The following is a 16,501-nucleotide window of genomic DNA, read 5'->3' as shown; positions in this document are numbered from 1 at the left end:
TCGAAGATTAAGATGTTCGTCCGGCTATCTCCACCTGTGATGCCGGACGACACCACGATTTCGGCGCGGTCGGCGCCCCCGGAACTCCTCGACCTCTCGCCCAGCGCCAAGCTGGTCGCGAAGACCCTCGAGTACGAGGGCGAGAGCACGCAGTCGGCCCTTGCCGAGTCGACGCTTCTCCCCCCGCGGACCGTTCGGTATGCGCTCGATCAGCTCGAAGAGGCCGAAATCGTTTCGTCACGAATCTCGTTTGCCGACGCCCGAAAGCGGATCTACTCGCTCGAACTGGAGGCCTGAGCGATTCGGCCGCGCCCTATTTACAGTCGGTTTCGCAGTCGTAGGTCCTGCTGTACACCCAGTATCCGCTCTCGGACGGAGGCGTCAGGGCCGCGAGATCGAGCGACACCCGGAGGTCGTCCGGGGCGTCGTGCGTCTCGACGAACCGCCAAGCGCCGTCCGGTTCCTCGAGATCGACGCGATACTGCCACACGTCGACGCCTCGAGCGTCGACGTGGATCGCGTAGGAATCGGGGACGGCGGTGTCGCGGTTCGGGACGGGCCTCTCCCGAGCAGTGTCAGTTCCCATGCCCGATACTCTCTCACTAAAAATTAATACGTATCGCGTCCGGTCACCGGCCGAACACGCGAGCGGTGGATTTATTTATCGAATTCAGGCGTCTCGGAGACCGCAGCTACGTATCGAGACGGGCGTTCACACCGGATCGGCATCGGTGAGGATCTCGACGAGCGCGGGACCGTCGTGGGCGATTGCGGTTTCGAGTGCGTCGTCGAGATCGGCGGGGTCGTCGACGAAGAGACCGAGGCCCCCGCAGTTCTCCGCGAACGCCGCGAACTCGGGGTTGACGAGGTCGGTCTGCCAGACGTCCCAGCCCCCGGTCCGCTGCTCCTTACTGATTTTCCCGAGTTCGTCGTCGTTCAACAAGACGTGGGTAACGTCCATATCGTACTTCACCGCGGTCGTGAACTCGCTCATGTACTGGCCGAAGCCGCCGTCGCTGGACACCGAGACCACCTTACGACCGCTGAACTCCGACTCCGGCTCCTGGGTGGCTGCCCACGCGCCTAGGGCCGCTGGGAACGCGAATCCGATCGATCCGAGGTACCCCGACATGAGCACGGACTGGTGTTCCGGCTCGAAGTACCGGCCGAACGCGTAGGTGTTGTTCCCCACGTCAACGGGGATGATTGCGTCGTCGGGAACGAGCCGGGTCATCGCCTCGAAGGCCGTGGCGTAGTTGACGCCGCGTTCCGGTATCCCCGCTCGCCGGCTGGCCTTCTCCTCACGCCAAATTGCCCAGCGGTCGGTGATCTCTTCGCGCTGGCTCTCCGCCTCAACTTCGTCAAGTCGCTCGTGGAGTTCGTCGACGGTGACACCGATCTCGCCCCACACCGGCACGTCGATACTGTGGAACTTCCCGAGCGTCATCGCGTCGTAGTCGACGTGGATCGTCGGCTTGTACTCCGCGATGCCGGTGTGGTTCGAAAAGCTCGCGCCGAAGACGGCCAGTAAATCCGCCTCGTTCATGAAGTGGCTCGCAATAGGTGTCCCACTCCGGCCAAGGACGCCCCCCGCAAGCGGATGTGAGTCGGGGATCTGTCCCTTCGCTTTGAACGTCGTCAGCACGGGACACTGTAGCCGCTCGGCCAGGTCGACGATCCCGTCCATCTCGAATCGGGCCCCGTGACCGACGACAATCACCGGCCGCTCGGCGTTCGCGAGGAGATCGGTCGCGTCAGCGAGCGCGCTTTCCGGTGGCGTGATGTCGCGGTCCGTGATCCGTCCCTCCGGGTCCCCGGGATCGACGCCCTCGGCCGACTGGGTCTGGATCTCGTCGGGGAAGACCAGATGCGAGACTCCACGGTCAAGAATCGCGGTCTTGGCCGCCCGCGTCGCGAGTTCGGCGTGGTCGCTGTCGGGGAGGACGGTCGCCTCGAACTCAGCGACGTCGCCGTAGGCCGCCTCCAGATCGACTTCCTGGAAGTTCCCTGTGCCGAGCACCTGCGACTCGACCTGTCCGGTGAGCGCGATCGTCGGCGAGCGGTCAACGTTCGCGTCCCACAGTCCGGTGAGCATGTTCGTCGCACCGGGGCCGGCGATGGAGAAGCACGCCGCCGGGCGGCCGGTGAGCTTCCCGTACGCGGAGGCAGCGAACGCGGCAGCCCCCTCGTGGCGTACGCCATAATATGCGAGGTTTCCCCCGGCCGCTTCGCGGCGGAGCGCGTCGGCGAGCCCGAGATTCGAGTGTCCGACGATCCCCCACACTTGCCGGACCCCCCAGTTGACCAGCGTCTCGGCGATCACGTCCGACACCGTCCGCTCGTGCGGCTCCTCTTCGGGGAATCCGACGTAGATCCCATCGTCGCGCACTTTTACCGGGAACGTCTCGACACAGTCGTCGTGGGATCCGGGTGTTTTCCCCGTCAGCGGGTCGAAGTCCCAGCCGTGCCACGGACAGCGGAGCAGTCCAGTCTCGATAGATCCTTCGCCCAACGGCCCACCTTGGTGGGGACAGCGATTGTCGAGCGCGGCGTACTCACCATTCTGGTGCGTCATCGCGACTGTCGTGTCGCCGCAGCTCACCGCCTTCACCCGTCCCTCCGGCAGCTCGTCCGGGTCGAGCGCTTTGTACCAATTCGTGTCGCCTGCCGCCCCGGTCGAAGTCGAGTCTCTACTCATGACGTCATCCGGCGCGCCGCAGTAAATTAAGTGTGCGGCGGCTGTTCGGTTCCATTATCCACACGCGGTATATCATTTGTATGTGCCGAATGGCCGAACAAAAGTCGTTTTCAGCGGCGTACCGCCCCGAGGAGGTTTCTAATTCGCCTCCCGCCGTTCCCGCCAGTACGGGGCTTCCGGAGGACTCTGGTTCAGGGAAGTAAAACAACCTCACCGGTCGCGGCCGCGACGACTATAAGATAGAACGTCGTCCCGAATGCCGCGCTTGCGGCGACAACCTGGTCCGAGTCGCGGTGTGGCAGCGTCCGCCGGATGACCGGCAGGTCGCGGAGCTCCGGCCGGGTCAGAATGTGGTTCATCGCGACGCCGAACGCGGCGACCAGCGGCGGGCCGAACGCGATGCTGTTAGCGAGCCGGAGCAGCCATTCAGTGGTCACGTCCGTGAGCGACACCGTCGCGACGGGGCCGAGGACCGATGCCGGGGCCGGGAGGAAGGAGATCGCGCCCCCGTAAGTCGCGTAAATGAACACGGCCCCGCCGGCGGCGATCGCGAGGAGTTTGGCGGCTGAGCGGTACCGCGGCGACAGTACGCGCGGAAGCACGAAAATCCCGACGAGGAGGACGGCGTTCATCCCGACCCACGGCCCGAAGTTCTGAATCGCGAGTGGAAGCCCAGTCGCGAGGATACCCAGACTGACCCAGTCGAGACTCATCAGCTCCGTTGTCGGACACGATCCCGAAAGCACCTGTGCCCGATGGACGGGATGAGCGAGGTGAACGGTCAGTCTCGTAAGCAAGAACACCGGCACGAGAAGCACGTACGCGAAGAGACGAATCTGGAGTCCGGCCGTCGTAGCGACTGCGCCGACGGCGGCCGCGGTCGAGAAGTCGAGCACGCCGTTGACGAACCAGAAAGTCAAGATCGACGGCGCAAACAGACACCCGTGTAAGATCGCGGCGAGGTGCCCCGAGGAATACGAGAACTCCTGTGAGAGGAGGTCGTCGAGACTCGAGCGGAGCCGCCGCCCGATGTCGACGAACCGAGCGGCTCGACTCGACGCGTCGGCGTCGCTCACCGTCGGCACCCGCTCGGTTTTTGTGGCGCTGTCTCTGAGTCCATGGCCGACCAGTCACTGGAAGCGGTTCCCGGGCCGCGTTCTTGGATGCCGTCTCGGCCACCTTGCTCGGCATCGGAAGCGCGTGAATGGCGCCGGCCACGTCGTTGACGGCCTCGCCGGTCCGCGTCGAGCCGTGCGAGCTCTCGCATTAGCGGTCGATCCCGTCGATCTCGAACCTTGCGCCGCCGTCCGCAGACTCCTCGACGCCGATCTCCCAGCCGTGTGCCTCCGCGATTTCGGCGACGATGGCCAGCCCGAACCCGGTTCCGTCCCCCGTCGTCGTGTGACCCCATTCGAAGACGTCGTCCTCGTCGTCAGTCGGGACTCCCGCCCCGTCGTCCGCGACGTAGAAGCCGTTCAGTTCCGGCCCGTCGAGTACACCGACCCGAACGGTCACCGACGGTCCGCCGTGGTCGCGGGCGTTCTCGAAGAGGTTCACGAGCAGTTCGTGAAGGCGGTCTCGGTCGGCCCAGAGCGTCGTCGACGATTCGACCTCGAGGCTTGCCGGCGCCATGTCACAGTCGGCCCAGACGTTACGCGCGATCGCGTCTAAATCGACATCCTCCCGCTCGTGAATCAGATCGCCTTCTCGGGTGAGCTGGAGGAGCTCCGACAGCATCTCTTCCATGCGGTCGGCGGCGTCCTCGACCGCGTCGAAATGTTCTGAGTCGCCGGTCTGTCTGGCGAGTTCCGCGTGCCCTTGAATGATTGAAAGGGGGTTTTGGAGGTCGTGTGAAACGATACCGGCGAACCGGTCGAGCCGTTCGACCTTCTGCTCCAGCCGGCGCCGGGTTTGAACGCGTCCCGAGATGTCTCGGAGCATCGCGATCATCCGTCTCGGTTCGGCGTCCGCCGCACCCGCCGTCGACTCCAAGGCCGCCCCGGAGACTTCGGTGGGGACCTTCTCTCCGTCCTTCGTCAGACACGTGAGATCGTCTGTGAAGCCGGTTCCCTCGCTTTTGACCTGCGAGATGAACTCCTCTCGAACCCGGTCGATATCGTCCGGGTGGATGTCCTCGGGATCCATCGAGAGCAGCTCCTCGCGGGAGTACCCCAACAGTTCGCACGCGCGTGGATTGACGTCGACGAACGACTCGGTCTCGAAGTCGACGATCATGACGGCGTCGTTGTTGTACTCGAAGACCTTTTGATATCGCTCTTCGACCGATGCGGGGTCCCCACCGGTTCCGCTCGCCTCAATGCCTTCGCCACCGTCCGTTGATTCGTTGCCCATGTGTCGACTGTCCAGTTTGCGATTCTGGTGGTCGGTTCGACCGGTCGGACCCAAACGGCGGTCGGACAGTTGCGGCCGAAGTCCGTTTCCGCCTCTCTATGGTTAGTTACTGCTCCGATGATATAATATTTCACTGGTCGGACGCAGGGGACATCGGACGGCTCTCGTGTGCCGGTGCGCTCGGCGATGGGCCGGTCTTCCTCGGCGCGCGCCGCGGCGACGCAGACACGACAGGTTACTCTGGCTTCCGCGCGTCCGCGTCGACGAACGTCTCACAGGTGAGGCAGTACTCGCGCTCCGCTTTCAGTTCCGAGGGCTCGATGATCGCGAGCCTGCTTTCCGTCTCGTCGCCGCAGGTCGGACAGGTAGCGTCCCCGCTCATAACTCGATCTGAATGGGTTTACGCTTCGTCCCCGAAGTTCTCTTCGTAGGCGTCGGGGTGATTCTCCTTGGCGTGGTCTTTCAGTTCGTCGAGCGTGTCGAACGTCGCGCCGCAGTCACACGCGTGGATATCGCCGTCGTCGTGGTCGTGATCGTGGTCTGACATCGTCTCTGATAATATGCGGACCACGATTAAATAGCCCCCGCGGAAGTGTACGCTAACCGCCTCGGCGGGAGCACACTCATGAGTCGACAATCACGCGATCGCAACGGAAGCGGAGGGTCGGACGGAACGGCCGATTCGGAGGGGAAGGCGCCCCTCTCGACGCTCACGGCCGAGCACGCGAAGCTCCTCTCGGAGATCGGGACGGAACTGAGCGAGTCGAGCGACGCGATCGAGTCGCTGTCTCGCGGTGCCGCGGAGGCGAACGAATCAAGTTCCGACACGGCCTCGCTCGCGGAGACGGCCCGAGGGTCGGCCCGTGAGGCGAACGCCGACGTCGACGAAGCGAAGGCCGCTGCCGCCGCAGCCGAGGAGAAACTGGAGACGCTCCGTGAGACAGTCACCGAGATCGACGACATCGTCGCGATGCTGAACGAAATTGCCGACCAGACGAACATGCTCGCGTTGAACGCCTCTATCGAGGCCGCCCGAGTCGGCGAGGCGGGCTCCGGTTTCGCCGTCGTCGCAGACGAAGTCAAAGACCTCGCCGAACAGGCTCAGGAGCGCGCGACGGAGATCGAGGCGACCGTCGAGGAGGTGCGTTCGACCGCGGACGAGACGATAGCACAAATCGAGACGGTCGACACGCGCACGGACACCGCCGCGGCGTCGATCACGGACGCGGTCGACGACCTCGACGGCATTGCCGACAGCGCAGTTCGAACTTCCGAGAACGTCGACGAGGTGAGCGAGACGACGCAGGCGTACGCGGACGACCTCGACCACATCGCCAGGGACGTGATCGACGCGATCAGTCAGGCCAACGAGATCGACGAACGGACGGACTCCCCCGCGGAGCAGTAAGTCGCGTCGAAGCCGCCGGACTCACAACCCCCGCTTAGAGATCCATTTCGGCTGCCGAGTCGACTTCAAACCGGGTGACTTCCGGCTCGCCGGCGAGCAGGTCGGGTAGCGCCGCCTCGAACTCCTGGAAGTGTTCGGTCTGCGAGTGCGCCTCGAACGCGGCCTCGTCCTCGTATTGTTCGAAGAACCGGACCACGTTCGGATCGTCCACGTCCGTCGCCGGCCGGTAGTCGATCATCCCCGGCTCGGCGCGGGATTTCTCAGCGAGGTCGGCGATCAGATCGAGCGCCTCGTCGCGCTTCTCGGGATCGAGCGGAAAGACTGCGTGTAACACGATCATGCGATTCTCGCTCGTCGGCCGCGACGGATAAACCTCGGTCGTGAGGGCGCGCGATTCGGGCAGACGTGGGGAGCGACGGAGGGCGAAGAACACCGACGTGAGCCGAGAGAAACCCTGTTACGTCCGCGTTACCCGTGAGAGCCATGCGTGATAATCGGTACCGACGAATTAAATCGGAGACCGTCACAGTCGCTCACATGGATTCGCGACAGATCACGGTCTGCGTCCCGCTTGGCCGTCGCTGGAGGTGGAGAGCGTGACGTCCGATCGAAGCCGCCGCGAAAGGGTTCGAAGTCGACTCGTCCCCGCAGTGGTGGAACAGAATCGGCTCGTCAAGTTCGGACTCTCGATCGCCTTCGTCATCGCCGCGATCGCGGTGACGGGCCTCTTCACTATCCGACAGACGGCCGGGGTCGTCGATCCGGCCGCCCACGCTGCCGTGACGCGAAACATTCTGTTGATTATCGGCGTCGCGATCGTCGGCCTCGGGGCCGTCGGGGTGGGACTCGCACGTCCGACGATCCGTGAACTCGACGAACTCGGCCGACGGGCGGAAGCACTGGAAGACGGCGATCTCGATGTCGACCTCGAGCCGAAGACGAACGACGAGATCGGCCGGCTTTACGAGTCGTTCGACGCGATGCGGACCGCGCTGAAGAGTCGCATCGAGGACGTGGAGGCAGAGCGGGAGCGCGCCCGCGAGGCCAAACGCGAGACGGAACGGTTCGCGGATACACTCGAAACCCGTGCCGAGGCCTTCGCAGGAACGATGGGCGAGGCTGCCGAGGGAGACCTTACCGCTCGGCTCTCAGTCGAACGCGACGACCCGGAGGCGCTCCGCGAGATCGCGGACGCATACAATGAAGCGCTGTCGGAGCTCGAGACTACTGTCTCCGACGTGCGCCGTTTTGCCGACGAGGTGGCGGACGCGACCGACGCGATGACGACGAGCGCGGAGGAGGTCGCCGCGGCCGCCCGCGAGACGAGCGGGTCGATAGACGAGATCTCCGCTGGCGCGGAGAAACAGAACGACCGGCTCGTCGAGATCGCTGGCGAGATGGAGACGATGTCCTCGACGACCGAGGAGGTCGCCGTCTCGGCTGAACAGGTCGCGGCGACCTCCGAGCGGGCGACCGAGCTCAGCGACGAGGGGCGGGCGGCGACGCGGCGCGCCGTCGAGGAGCTCCACGCCGTTGAAGAGCGCTCTCGGTCCGCGACGGAGGCAGTCAGTCAGCTCGAAGCCGGGATGGAGCGTATCGGCGTCATCGTCGACACGATCACCGAGATCGCCGACCAGACGAATCTGCTGGCGCTGAACGCCTCGATCGAGGCGGCGCGGGCGGGTGAGGCGGGCTCCGGATTCGGCGTCGTCGCCGACGAGGTGAAGAGCCTCGCCGAGGAGACGAGCGAGGCCGCCGCTGAGGTCGAGTCGCTCATCGCGGAGCTCGAAGACCGGACCGACGAGAGTGTGACGGAGATGACGGCGATTCGCGAGCGGATCGACGCGGGCGTCGACACCGTGGAGGCTGCGGAGGCCGCGCTCGCCGACATCGATGACCGCATCACTGAGGCGGACGACGGTGTCAAAGAGATATCCGACGCGATGGACGAGCAGGCCCGCGCGGTCAACGACGTAACGACATCGGTCGACGACGTCGCCGAGATCAGCCAGCGGACCTCGACGAACGCCTCGTCGGTCGCGGCCGCCGCGGAGGAGCAGGCCGCCTCCTCGGACCGTGTCTCCGAGAAGGTGGAGGGCCTAGCAGAGCGGACGACCCGCCTCCGGGAGTCGCTGGAGACGTTCCGGACGCGCGACGGCGCGGGAACGGCCGGGGTCGGCGACGGCGCCGACGGCACCGTCCCGACCGCCGACGACTGACGTGGCGTCGGTTCGCAACTGCGTCACCCTCGCAATCGCGTCCCCTCCCCTGGTAACTGACGGGTAACGACGTAACCGGGCTCCCCGATAGCGTTTATATCGGCTCCCACCGCCAGTCCGTATGGGAAAGTACGCGGTGTTGCTCAGCGCGGGCCCGGACAGGACCGGGAGCGCGCTCAACGGGGTTGAGTACGCGCTCCGGCTCGCCGACGGCGGCCACGACGTACGGGTGTTTCTCGACGGGGAGGCGACCCGATGGCCGGAAGAGCTGGCGACGCGGGCCGACCACCCGCTCCGCGACGGGCTCGACCGGGCCGTGGGCGGCGGGGTCGAGGTCGCCGCCTGCGCCTTCTGCGCGGCCGCGTTCGACGCGACCGCGGGCTGTCGAAGGGAAGGAATCCCGCTTCTCGGAACGGCCGGCGAAGAGCACGGTCCGGACGTCGCGGCCCTCGTCGACGACGGCTACGAACTGCTTACGGTGTCCTGATAACCGCGTGGTCGGGGGCAAATCGGTCGGACTGCCCGCTCCGCGATTGGTTTCTTAAGCGTGCGTGCCGAACGGGCCAGTTGAGAAGAACGCCGAATGATCGACGGACACTCCCCGCTTCCCCTGGCGTCATGAGCGACGCGCCCGAATCCGACTCTGTGACGGGCGACGACCCGGAGTCGACGGTCTTCGAACGGCTGTTCGAGCACACCCCCGACGCAGTCCTCGTCATCGACTCAGAGGCGAACCGCATCCTGCGGTGTAACGAGCGGGCGTGCGAGCTGCTCGGGTACGACCGAGAGCGCCTCCTCTCGCTCGGCCCACCGGACATCCACCCTCACGACTACGAGGTCTTCGAGGCGTTCGTCGAGCGCGTCCGCGACAGGGGGAGCGGGTTCACCGCGGAGCTGTCGTGTCACACGCGCGGCGGCGAGGTCGTCCCCGTCGACGTCACCGCGACGACCGCCCGGTTCGGAGGGGCCGACCGGATACTCGCGATCGTGCGGGACGCGTCGGCGCGCACGGAGCGCGAGCGCGAGCTGCGCCGCCGGTCGGCGGCGATGGCCGCGGCCGACGACGGGATCGCCGTGCTCGACGCGGACGGCGTCGTCGTCCACGCGAACGCCGCGTACGCCTCGCTGTTCGGGTACGACGACCCGGACGCGATCGCCGGCGCGAGCTGGGGCGAGCTGTACGCGACCCCGGACCGATTCGAACTCGACTGTCGACCGACGGTCCTCGACTCGGGAGAGTGGCGCGGCGAACTGACGATCTCCCGAACGGACGGCGACGACCTGCCCGTCCGCGCGTCGGTGACCGGCCTCGAAGGCGGCGAGTTCGTCTGCGTCGCCCGCGACGTGAGCGAAGAGCGTCGGCGGGAACGGCGCCTTACCGGGGTAACCGAGGCGAGCCGCGAGCTCCTCGCCGCCGCCGACCGTGATGATGTAAGCCGAATCGCGATCCGGACCGTCGTCGACGCCTTGGGCCACGAGCTCGCCTGCGTTCGACTGTACGACCCCGATGCGAATGAGCTGGTGCGGACTGCGACGTCGGACGCGGCCGCAGCGCTCGTCCGAGAGGCGGTCGCGTACGACCTCAAGTCGTCGAACGCCGGTGCGGCGTACCGGAGCGGGGAAACGGTCCAAAACGAAACGAGGGTTGACGACGCGTACACCGACGACCCGTGTCGAGCCGAGGTCCACGTTCCGCTCGGCGAGTTCGGCGTGCTGAGCGTCTTCGACCGCGAGGCACCGCTGACGGAGGAGGACATTCGGCTGATCGAACTGTTCGCCGGCGTCGTCCGCTCGGCGTTGACCCGCGCCGAGCGCGACGAGCGGCTCCGGTCCCGGCAGGACGAACTGGAGCGCCGCCGAGAGGAGCTGGCGGCGGCCGACCGGTTCAACACCCTCGTCACCGAAGTGATTCGGTCGGTACTACGGGCGACCAGCGGAGCGGCGGTCAGACAATCAGTCTGTGACGAGCTCGCCGACTCGTCGCTGTACGAGACTGCGTGGATCGCGACCGTCGGGACGGGAGGCGACGCCGACGCCGTGACGATCGATTCCAGCGCGGTCGCGACGGACCCGTTCAGCGAGACCGACGCGGAGTCGTTCCTCACGTCGCCGTTCGCGCGGCAACTGGTTCGGCAAGCCAACGAACTGGACGCCGCGGTCGTCCAGCGGCGACGGTTCGAATCCGAGAACGATACCGATACAGACGCTGAAGCCGATCCTATCGCCGCCGCAGTCCCCGTGGCCTGCGGCCGACAGCGGTTCGGCGTGCTCGCCGTGGCCGGGACCGAGGAGAGCGGGTTCGCCGAGACGACACAGAGCGGGCTCGAATTGCTCGGAGAGACGCTTGGGTTCGCGATCATCGCCGACCAACGCCGGAACACGCTGATCGAGAGCGACGCGGTCGAGTTGGAGTTCTCCTTCGCGAGCCCGCTTGGCGACCTCTCCGCGGCGTTCGACTGCCGGTGTGATCACCTCGGGAGCGTCGCCGACGGCGACGACACGCACGCGTACGAGACGCGGATTACGCACGGGGACTTCGACGAGATCCGAGCCTTCCTCGACGAGTACCCCGAAATTCGCGAGTGTCGACTCGTCGAATGTCGCGGCGAGACGTGTACCGTCGAAATCACGGTCGCGGGCGCGCCCCCGGGGCTGCTCGCCGAGGCCGGGTTCGGACTGGTGTCGCTCCACGCGAGCGACGGCGACACGAGGCTGATCGCCGAGGTTCCGAACGACGAAGACGTCACGCGCGTGCTCGACGCGCTCTCGGAGTACTGGGACGACGTCGAGCTGGTCGCCAAGCGCCAGACCCCGACCCGCGGGGCGGACCTCCCTGTCCCGACGGACGGCGCGGCGGGGCTCACCGACAGGCAACGGTCGGTCTTGGAGACGGCCTACGAGAAGGGGTACTACGACTGGCCTCGCGACCACACTGCCGAGGAGATCGCCGAGAGCCTCGATATCGCCTCGGCGACGCTCCATCAACACCTCCGGGCGGCGGAGCACGCGCTCGTCTCGTCGTTCGTCGACGACGAGTGAGGGCCGCGGACCGAACCGGGTACCTACGTGTCTCGGTATCTCTCGCCCGAGACACGTAGCGTGGGTGATCATACCGGCGGCGCGTGACGCATAGTGTATGAGCACCGAACCGATCCCGCTGTCCCGACTCGACGGCTCGCACGAGCGCACGCAGCGCCTCCTCATCGAGGTCGCAGACGTGCTGGGCCACAAGTGGCACCCGATCATCCTCACGCAGTTACTGAACGGAGAGCACACGTTCAGCGAACTCGGCGCGGCCATCGACGACGTGTCGAACAAGATGCTCTCGGACAGCCTCTCGACGCTCGAAGCGGAGGGGCTCGTCGACCGCGAGGTGGTGAGCGAAAAGCCGGTCCGAGTCAAGTACACGCTAACTCAGCAGGGGCGAGAATTAGAGGCGGTCCTCGATCCGATGCTCAGGTGGGGTCGGGAACACCTGTCCGTCGACGGAGTCGAGGGGACGCAGAAGCCGACCGGCCCGCGTCTTCCGGGTCGCGCCGGCGGGGAGGTGCCGGACGATGAGTAGTCGAACGGACTTGTCGACGGACGTCTCGTCGGATGCGCGGGCCGAGCGCGGAGTCAGCCACCGGGGAACGAGAGCCGACGAGAGCGCGCTTTCGGTGAAAAATCCCACACGCGAGGAGGTGTTCCAGACGGTGTTCGACCTCGGCGAACAGGACGTTCGCACCTACGACGCCGTCGTCGAGGTCACGGGAGCGACGACCAGCGAACTGAGCGACCGCCTCGACCGCGACCGCAGCAACGTGAACCGTTCGTTGAAGCGGCTCCGCGAGACCGGTCTCGTGACGCGGGGCCGCCGGCTGCTCGACGAGGGTGGTCACGTCTACCAGTACTACGTCGACAAGGAGAGGTCCGAGGACCCCGTCGCTCACGCGATCGATCGATGGCGCTCCGCGGCGCTCGACGCCGTCGCGCCGGAGTAGCTCGCGGTCTCCTCGGAGCGTTCCGACGCCTGCTATCACTCAGTCAGTTCCACCGTCGGGCGCCAGTCCGAACGCCTCGTCGCGGACGTGGTTCTCGACGAGGAGCAGGTACGTCGCCTGACTCCATTGGAGGTTCGAGTTCCACCTGACCCGGCCGCTTCCGTCGACGCGCTCGGGCAGGAGCCCGGCGGTCGTCGTCCACTCGCGGGCGTCCTCGAACACGTGGTCCGCGACCGCGTCGGGATCGCTCCCGCCGAGCCAGCGCGCGGTATCGGCGTACGCCTCACAGAGCGGCCAGCCGCCGTCCTCGACGGTGCCAGTCGGAGTGTAACGGTCCCCGGGGTACCGGCCGAGACAGGGGGAATCGCCTGCGACCCACGCCTCGTCGTCAGCGGCGGCGAGCGTCGCGGCGACGGCGTCGCCGTCCCCATCGACGACGTTCCAGGGCCAGACGGCCATGAACGCCGCCGCGTCGGGCCGAGCGTCCGCCGACGGGTCGGACGGCGTCTCCGGGCTGTCCGCCGTGACGAGGGCGTCGCCGTACGGCGTGGATTTGAAACAGTACTTTTCGAAGTTATCCGCCCACACCGCCGCCTGCTCGCTACACTCCGCTGCGAATGCCTCGTCGTCGCGCGCGTCGGCGAGTTCGCTCATGGCGCGCAGCCCCGCGATCGCGGCCGCGGTGCCCTCCGTGCTGTGGCCCCAAATTTCCTCCCACGGGTCTTGGTGCTTCTCCGGGAAGCCGTAGCCGTTGTCGTACGAGAGCAGGAACTCGGCGGCGCGGCGTGACATGTCGTAATGCTCGTCGAGGAGGTCGTCGTCGCCCGTCTCCCGCCAGACGAGCCAGTGTGCGTATATCGGGCCGCCGACCTGGTCGAGCTGGAGCGCCCGCCAGTGGGCCTCGCCCGTCACGTAGTAGTTCTGCCACCACGTCCCGTGTCGGTCGATCCCCCGGTCGTCGACGACGTCGCCGGTGATCTGGTTCTCGTCGAACCACCGGAGCGCGAGTCGCGCCTCGCGCTCGGCTCCGGCCGCGATCAGCGCCTGGGTGATGATCACCTGATCGCGCGGCCAGATGAACTTGTACGTCATGTCGCTCGGCTTGAACGCGCCCGCGATGACCCCGCAACAGCCGTCCTGAGCGCACTTCATCGCCGTCAGCGACCGCTCGTACAGGCCGTTGACCGCGGGGTCGTCGGTCGGGCCGTCCGAGACCGTCTCGTGCCACTCCTTCCACGCCGTCGCGAACGATTCCCGCTCCGACTCGTAGCCGCGGTCGAGGAGTCGGAGGGCGTGCTCGACCGCAGCGTCTTCGCCGTAGCCGAAGCCGACGCCCGTGAGCCACGACGCGGCGTCCGTCTCGCCGACGTACAGCCCGACGCCCGCGTCGAGGTTCCCTTCGCCGCGCTCGGCATCGTCGACGAACCCGTCGTTGCCCTCGTAGATATCGGCCCATGCGCTCCGGTCCGGCCCCGCCGCGACGCCCGTGTGGCCGATCCGGCGGCCGTCAAACTCGCGATCCCCGTCGCGGTCCTGTGCGAACGCCAGCCACCGGTCGCCGTCGGTCGCGACCACCAGCTCCGCGCCGTCGCGCTCCGTGACGTACGCCTCCTGGACCGCGTTCGGGTCCTCGTGATCGTGGCCGTGGATCCCGAGGTCGGCGACGGTGTAGAACGTCCGCTCCGCGACGGTTTCGAACTCGGCGTCGGTCTCGATCAGCAGGCCGCAGGTGTCGACGCTCGCGACGACGCGCTGCGTGAGCGTCCCGGTCGATCCCTCCTCGTCGAAGCGATTCTCGAGAGTGATCTCCGGGACTTTGCTCGAAGCGTACGAGACGTCACTCTCGACGGCGTCGTCGCGGGCGTCCAGCGTGTGCCCCTCGTCGGCGTTCCACGCGAGCGCGTGGAGGTCGTAGAACAGCTCGATGTCCGAACGGAACGCCGAGGTCTCCTCGATGATCGCCCCGTGACGGCCGCGGTCGGGGTCGTCGTATCGGTTCGCGGTCAGCAGCACGTTCGCACCCTCCTCGCGCGGCGCGCTGAGGATCGCGTCCTTGTCGCTCGGTACCGATGGCGCGTTCGACTCGACTGGCATGGCCGATAGACGGCCGACGAGCGGATAAGGACGAGGCGAAAATGTGTCCGCGTTACCATTCGACACGGAAGGGCGAGCGCGTCTCGCGGTGAGCCGAGGGTAACCCGCTTACCGCGCGGTTCGGGAAAGAATATCCCGTTTCGAGCCCTCCGTTCGGGTATGTCATCCGACGCGGCTTCCAGCGACGACGCACAGGTCGGCGGGATCATCGACGTGGAGAGCACCGAGTCGTTCGACGAGGCGATCGCGGAGAACGATCAGGTCGTCGTCGACTACTTCGCGGACTGGTGCGGCCCCTGTAAGCAGCAAACGCCCATCCTCGAGGAGTTGTCCGGGACGATCGACGCCCCGGTCCTCGGCGTCGACACTGACGAATACAACGGGCTCGCCGCGGAGGCGGGCGTCCGGTCGATCCCCACGGTCGCGGTCTACCGCGGCGGCGAGGAGGTCGAGCGGTTCGTCGGCGTCACGGGCGCCGACGAGATCCGGGCCGCGTTGGAGTGAGGACTGGAGGTCACCGGACCGACCGTGCTGGACGGCAGCGGAGAGACCGCAAAGGCCTACGCGCTCTCGTTCCATTGATCGGCACGAACTGCCGAGGATAGAGCGGCCCCCGCGACACCGATCGCAGTCGCAACGTTCAGGGAGACTGTCGGTCGGGTGAACCCGACGGAGACCTCGACGGCCACCCAGACGAGGAGCGCCAGCGCGACGCCGATCGCTCCCGGCCGGGCCCACCGTCGCCGCGTGTAGAGCTTGTAACAGACGATCGATGACACCAGACCGAACACCAGACGCAACACGAAACCGGGAAGGAGAAAGTTCTCGATCGGTGCGTTGTCGAGCGGTCCGGTCGGCGGTCCCACGAGTTCGCCGGACGGGGTCACGAGTAGCGCTGTGCCACCGGCGAGCGCGCGAACCGATAGCTGTCCAAGCAGTAGAAGTAGGAGTCAGAACGAGGTCGGACGGCCACGAAGCCTCATTGTTCAGGCTCGGGACGGCTCCTACACAAAAGTTAGCAATTCTCGACAATACCTCGCGTTCTCACCGGGTTTCTTTTGACTGAGAGGCGGTGAACTGCGACGGCTCGTCGACGTCGCTCTCGGTGCGAGCGAGTTTCTCGTATCGATCACGGGATTACGGCGGGGACGACGGCTTTTCCAGCGGTGTGTGACACGCTTCGTGAATGAGATCGACTCGCGTGTGCGACAGAGGCACACGCCCGTTATGGTTACTTATAGTAACCGCACGTCTTCATTCGTATGGACGAGAGCATAGACCACGCGAACAGAGACGACGGGACCGACGACTGTACGACGACGGGGTCATTTGACGACCACGGAATCGATGACGGGTCAGAACTGATCCGGCGCACCTACTACCGACTGGTCGCCGACGACCGGGACGCGTTCGAGCCGACGGAGCGGTTCCTCGACCGCCTCGCGGACGCGTTCACGCGGGCATACCTCACCGCAACCGACGCCTACGAGCTCCCGCCGCACGTCGCGGCCGCGGTCGACGACGCCCGCGCCTGGGTTGGAGCGGAGTTCGCGGACGAACCCGACGCAGACCTACGCGGGACGGTGATCCCGACGTTCTACCGGCATGCCGCCGGGTTCCACTGCGCGTACCGGGAATAGCGGGGCGGGCGACCGGACGGCGGAAGCGTCGGCCGGTTATAATTGATCGGCGTCTGTGCGGTTCGGCAACAACGCACGCTTTTGTTCCTCCCGCGCGACGAGAGCCG

Annotated in this window: 18 protein-coding genes; 9 read left to right on the top strand and 9 right to left on the bottom strand. The window is 66.4% G+C overall.

Annotated elements, in window-relative coordinates; all coding sequences use genetic code 11:
• Positions 1–39 precede the first annotated feature (39 nt).
• The gene (locus tag EXE42_RS03430) at positions 40–297 is read left to right on the top strand and encodes a helix-turn-helix domain-containing protein (RefSeq protein WP_137705897.1); all 258 of its coding nucleotides are present in this window, start codon (positions 40–42) and stop codon (positions 295–297) included.
• Between the two features lie 16 nt (positions 298–313).
• Here EXE42_RS03430 and EXE42_RS03425 read toward each other — a convergent pair whose 3' ends face one another.
• From EXE42_RS03425 to EXE42_RS18480, 6 genes are all read right to left on the bottom strand, one after another.
• Positions 314–586 (bottom strand): hypothetical protein, encoded by a 273-nt coding sequence (locus EXE42_RS03425; protein WP_092923469.1) that lies wholly within the window; start codon positions 584–586, stop codon positions 314–316.
• Between the two features lie 126 nt (positions 587–712).
• The gene (locus tag EXE42_RS03420; RefSeq protein WP_137705896.1) at positions 713–2,698 is read right to left on the bottom strand and encodes a thiamine pyrophosphate-binding protein; all 1,986 of its coding nucleotides are present in this window, start codon (positions 2,696–2,698) and stop codon (positions 713–715) included.
• A 191-nt stretch (positions 2,699–2,889) separates the two neighbouring features.
• Positions 2,890–3,774: a hypothetical protein gene (locus EXE42_RS03415; protein WP_137705895.1), complete on the bottom strand. Its 885-nt coding sequence runs from the start codon at positions 3,772–3,774 to the stop codon at positions 2,890–2,892.
• A gap of 190 nt (positions 3,775–3,964) precedes the next feature.
• A complete protein-coding gene (locus EXE42_RS03410) occupies positions 3,965–5,050 on the bottom strand; it encodes a PAS domain S-box protein (RefSeq protein WP_137705894.1) in 1,086 nt (361 codons plus the stop codon).
• Positions 5,051–5,285: 235 nt separating this feature from the next.
• The gene (locus EXE42_RS18485) at positions 5,286–5,432 is read right to left on the bottom strand and encodes a hypothetical protein (RefSeq protein ID WP_158293488.1); all 147 of its coding nucleotides are present in this window, start codon (positions 5,430–5,432) and stop codon (positions 5,286–5,288) included.
• An 18-nt stretch (positions 5,433–5,450) separates the two neighbouring features.
• Positions 5,451–5,597 (bottom strand): hypothetical protein, encoded by a 147-nt coding sequence (locus tag EXE42_RS18480; RefSeq protein WP_158293594.1) that lies wholly within the window; start codon positions 5,595–5,597, stop codon positions 5,451–5,453.
• A 78-nt stretch (positions 5,598–5,675) separates the two neighbouring features.
• Here EXE42_RS18480 and EXE42_RS03405 point away from each other — a divergent pair, with 78 nt between their 5' ends.
• The gene (locus EXE42_RS03405) at positions 5,676–6,458 is read left to right on the top strand and encodes a methyl-accepting chemotaxis protein (protein WP_241988319.1); all 783 of its coding nucleotides are present in this window, start codon (positions 5,676–5,678) and stop codon (positions 6,456–6,458) included.
• A 34-nt stretch (positions 6,459–6,492) separates the two neighbouring features.
• Here the strand turns inward: EXE42_RS03405 and EXE42_RS03400 are convergent, their stop codons facing one another.
• The gene (locus tag EXE42_RS03400; RefSeq protein ID WP_137705936.1) at positions 6,493–6,798 is read right to left on the bottom strand and encodes a putative quinol monooxygenase; all 306 of its coding nucleotides are present in this window, start codon (positions 6,796–6,798) and stop codon (positions 6,493–6,495) included.
• A 310-nt stretch (positions 6,799–7,108) separates the two neighbouring features.
• On the opposite strand from EXE42_RS03400, the gene EXE42_RS03395 reads away from it, so the two are divergent.
• The 5 genes from EXE42_RS03395 (at position 7,109) to EXE42_RS03375 (ending at position 12,660) form a co-directional block, all read left to right on the top strand.
• Positions 7,109–8,677 carry a methyl-accepting chemotaxis protein gene (locus tag EXE42_RS03395; protein WP_241988317.1) on the top strand — a complete coding sequence of 523 codons (1,569 nt, stop codon included), beginning with the start codon at positions 7,109–7,111 and terminating at the stop codon, positions 8,675–8,677.
• 121 nt (positions 8,678–8,798) lie between these two features.
• A complete protein-coding gene (locus EXE42_RS03390; protein WP_137705892.1) occupies positions 8,799–9,164 on the top strand; it encodes a DsrE family protein in 366 nt (121 codons plus the stop codon).
• A 131-nt stretch (positions 9,165–9,295) separates the two neighbouring features.
• Complete coding sequence (locus EXE42_RS03385; RefSeq protein ID WP_137705891.1) at positions 9,296–11,716, top strand: PAS domain S-box protein; 2,421 nt, start codon at positions 9,296–9,298, stop codon at positions 11,714–11,716.
• Between the two features lie 97 nt (positions 11,717–11,813).
• Positions 11,814–12,242 carry a helix-turn-helix domain-containing protein gene (locus tag EXE42_RS03380; protein ID WP_092923448.1) on the top strand — a complete coding sequence of 143 codons (429 nt, stop codon included), beginning with the start codon at positions 11,814–11,816 and terminating at the stop codon, positions 12,240–12,242.
• On the top strand, positions 12,235–12,660 hold the full coding sequence (locus EXE42_RS03375; RefSeq protein WP_092923445.1) for a helix-turn-helix domain-containing protein: 426 nt from the start codon (positions 12,235–12,237) through the stop codon (positions 12,658–12,660). Before EXE42_RS03380 ends, EXE42_RS03375 begins: the two co-directional genes overlap by 8 nt.
• Before the next feature lie 39 nt (positions 12,661–12,699).
• On the opposite strand, the gene EXE42_RS03370 is transcribed toward EXE42_RS03375, so the two are convergent.
• Positions 12,700–14,754: a glycoside hydrolase family 15 protein gene (locus EXE42_RS03370; RefSeq protein ID WP_137705890.1), complete on the bottom strand. Its 2,055-nt coding sequence runs from the start codon at positions 14,752–14,754 to the stop codon at positions 12,700–12,702.
• A gap of 159 nt (positions 14,755–14,913) precedes the next feature.
• On the opposite strand from EXE42_RS03370, the gene EXE42_RS03365 reads away from it, so the two are divergent.
• Positions 14,914–15,258, top strand: coding sequence for a co-chaperone YbbN (locus EXE42_RS03365; protein WP_092923440.1), 345 nt, complete (start codon positions 14,914–14,916; stop codon positions 15,256–15,258).
• A 56-nt stretch (positions 15,259–15,314) separates the two neighbouring features.
• Here EXE42_RS03365 and EXE42_RS03360 read toward each other — a convergent pair whose 3' ends face one another.
• On the bottom strand, positions 15,315–15,641 hold the full coding sequence (locus EXE42_RS03360; protein WP_092923437.1) for a hypothetical protein: 327 nt from the start codon (positions 15,639–15,641) through the stop codon (positions 15,315–15,317).
• Between the two features lie 375 nt (positions 15,642–16,016).
• Between EXE42_RS03360 and EXE42_RS03355 the strand changes: the two genes are divergently transcribed.
• A complete protein-coding gene (locus EXE42_RS03355; protein WP_137694754.1) occupies positions 16,017–16,394 on the top strand; it encodes a hypothetical protein in 378 nt (125 codons plus the stop codon).
• Positions 16,395–16,501 lie beyond the last annotated feature (107 nt).

It is taken from the genome of Halorubrum sp. SP3 (assembly GCF_005435195.1).
Classification (GTDB): domain Archaea; phylum Halobacteriota; class Halobacteria; order Halobacteriales; family Haloferacaceae; genus Halorubrum; species Halorubrum sodomense.
Note: the sequence above shows the minus strand (reverse complement) of the source record. Positions and strands in the feature narration are given on the sequence as shown.

Bases quoted from the DNA above. Each gene is read 5' to 3' on its own strand.
- EXE42_RS03430 (WP_137705897.1), top strand. From the start codon at position 40: ATGCCGGACGACACCACGATTTCGGCGCGGTCGGCGCCCCCGGAACTC.
- EXE42_RS03425 (WP_092923469.1), bottom strand. From the start codon at position 586: ATGGGAACTGACACTGCTCGGGAGAGGCCCGTCCCGAACCGCGACACC.
- EXE42_RS03420 (WP_137705896.1), bottom strand. From the start codon at position 2,698: ATGAGTAGAGACTCGACTTCGACCGGGGCGGCAGGCGACACGAATTGG.
- EXE42_RS03410 (WP_137705894.1), bottom strand. From the start codon at position 5,050: ATGGGCAACGAATCAACGGACGGTGGCGAAGGCATTGAGGCGAGCGGA.
- EXE42_RS18485 (WP_158293488.1), bottom strand. From the start codon at position 5,432: ATGAGCGGGGACGCTACCTGTCCGACCTGCGGCGACGAGACGGAAAGC.
- EXE42_RS18480 (WP_158293594.1), bottom strand. From the start codon at position 5,597: ATGTCAGACCACGATCACGACCACGACGACGGCGATATCCACGCGTGT.
- EXE42_RS03405 (WP_241988319.1), top strand. From the start codon at position 5,676: ATGAGTCGACAATCACGCGATCGCAACGGAAGCGGAGGGTCGGACGGA.
- EXE42_RS03400 (WP_137705936.1), bottom strand. From the start codon at position 6,798: ATGATCGTGTTACACGCAGTCTTTCCGCTCGATCCCGAGAAGCGCGAC.
- EXE42_RS03390 (WP_137705892.1), top strand. From the start codon at position 8,799: ATGGGAAAGTACGCGGTGTTGCTCAGCGCGGGCCCGGACAGGACCGGG.
- EXE42_RS03385 (WP_137705891.1), top strand. From the start codon at position 9,296: ATGAGCGACGCGCCCGAATCCGACTCTGTGACGGGCGACGACCCGGAG.
- EXE42_RS03380 (WP_092923448.1), top strand. From the start codon at position 11,814: ATGAGCACCGAACCGATCCCGCTGTCCCGACTCGACGGCTCGCACGAG.
- EXE42_RS03375 (WP_092923445.1), top strand. From the start codon at position 12,235: ATGAGTAGTCGAACGGACTTGTCGACGGACGTCTCGTCGGATGCGCGG.
- EXE42_RS03370 (WP_137705890.1), bottom strand. From the start codon at position 14,754: ATGCCAGTCGAGTCGAACGCGCCATCGGTACCGAGCGACAAGGACGCG.
- EXE42_RS03365 (WP_092923440.1), top strand. From the start codon at position 14,914: ATGTCATCCGACGCGGCTTCCAGCGACGACGCACAGGTCGGCGGGATC.
- EXE42_RS03355 (WP_137694754.1), top strand. From the start codon at position 16,017: ATGGACGAGAGCATAGACCACGCGAACAGAGACGACGGGACCGACGAC.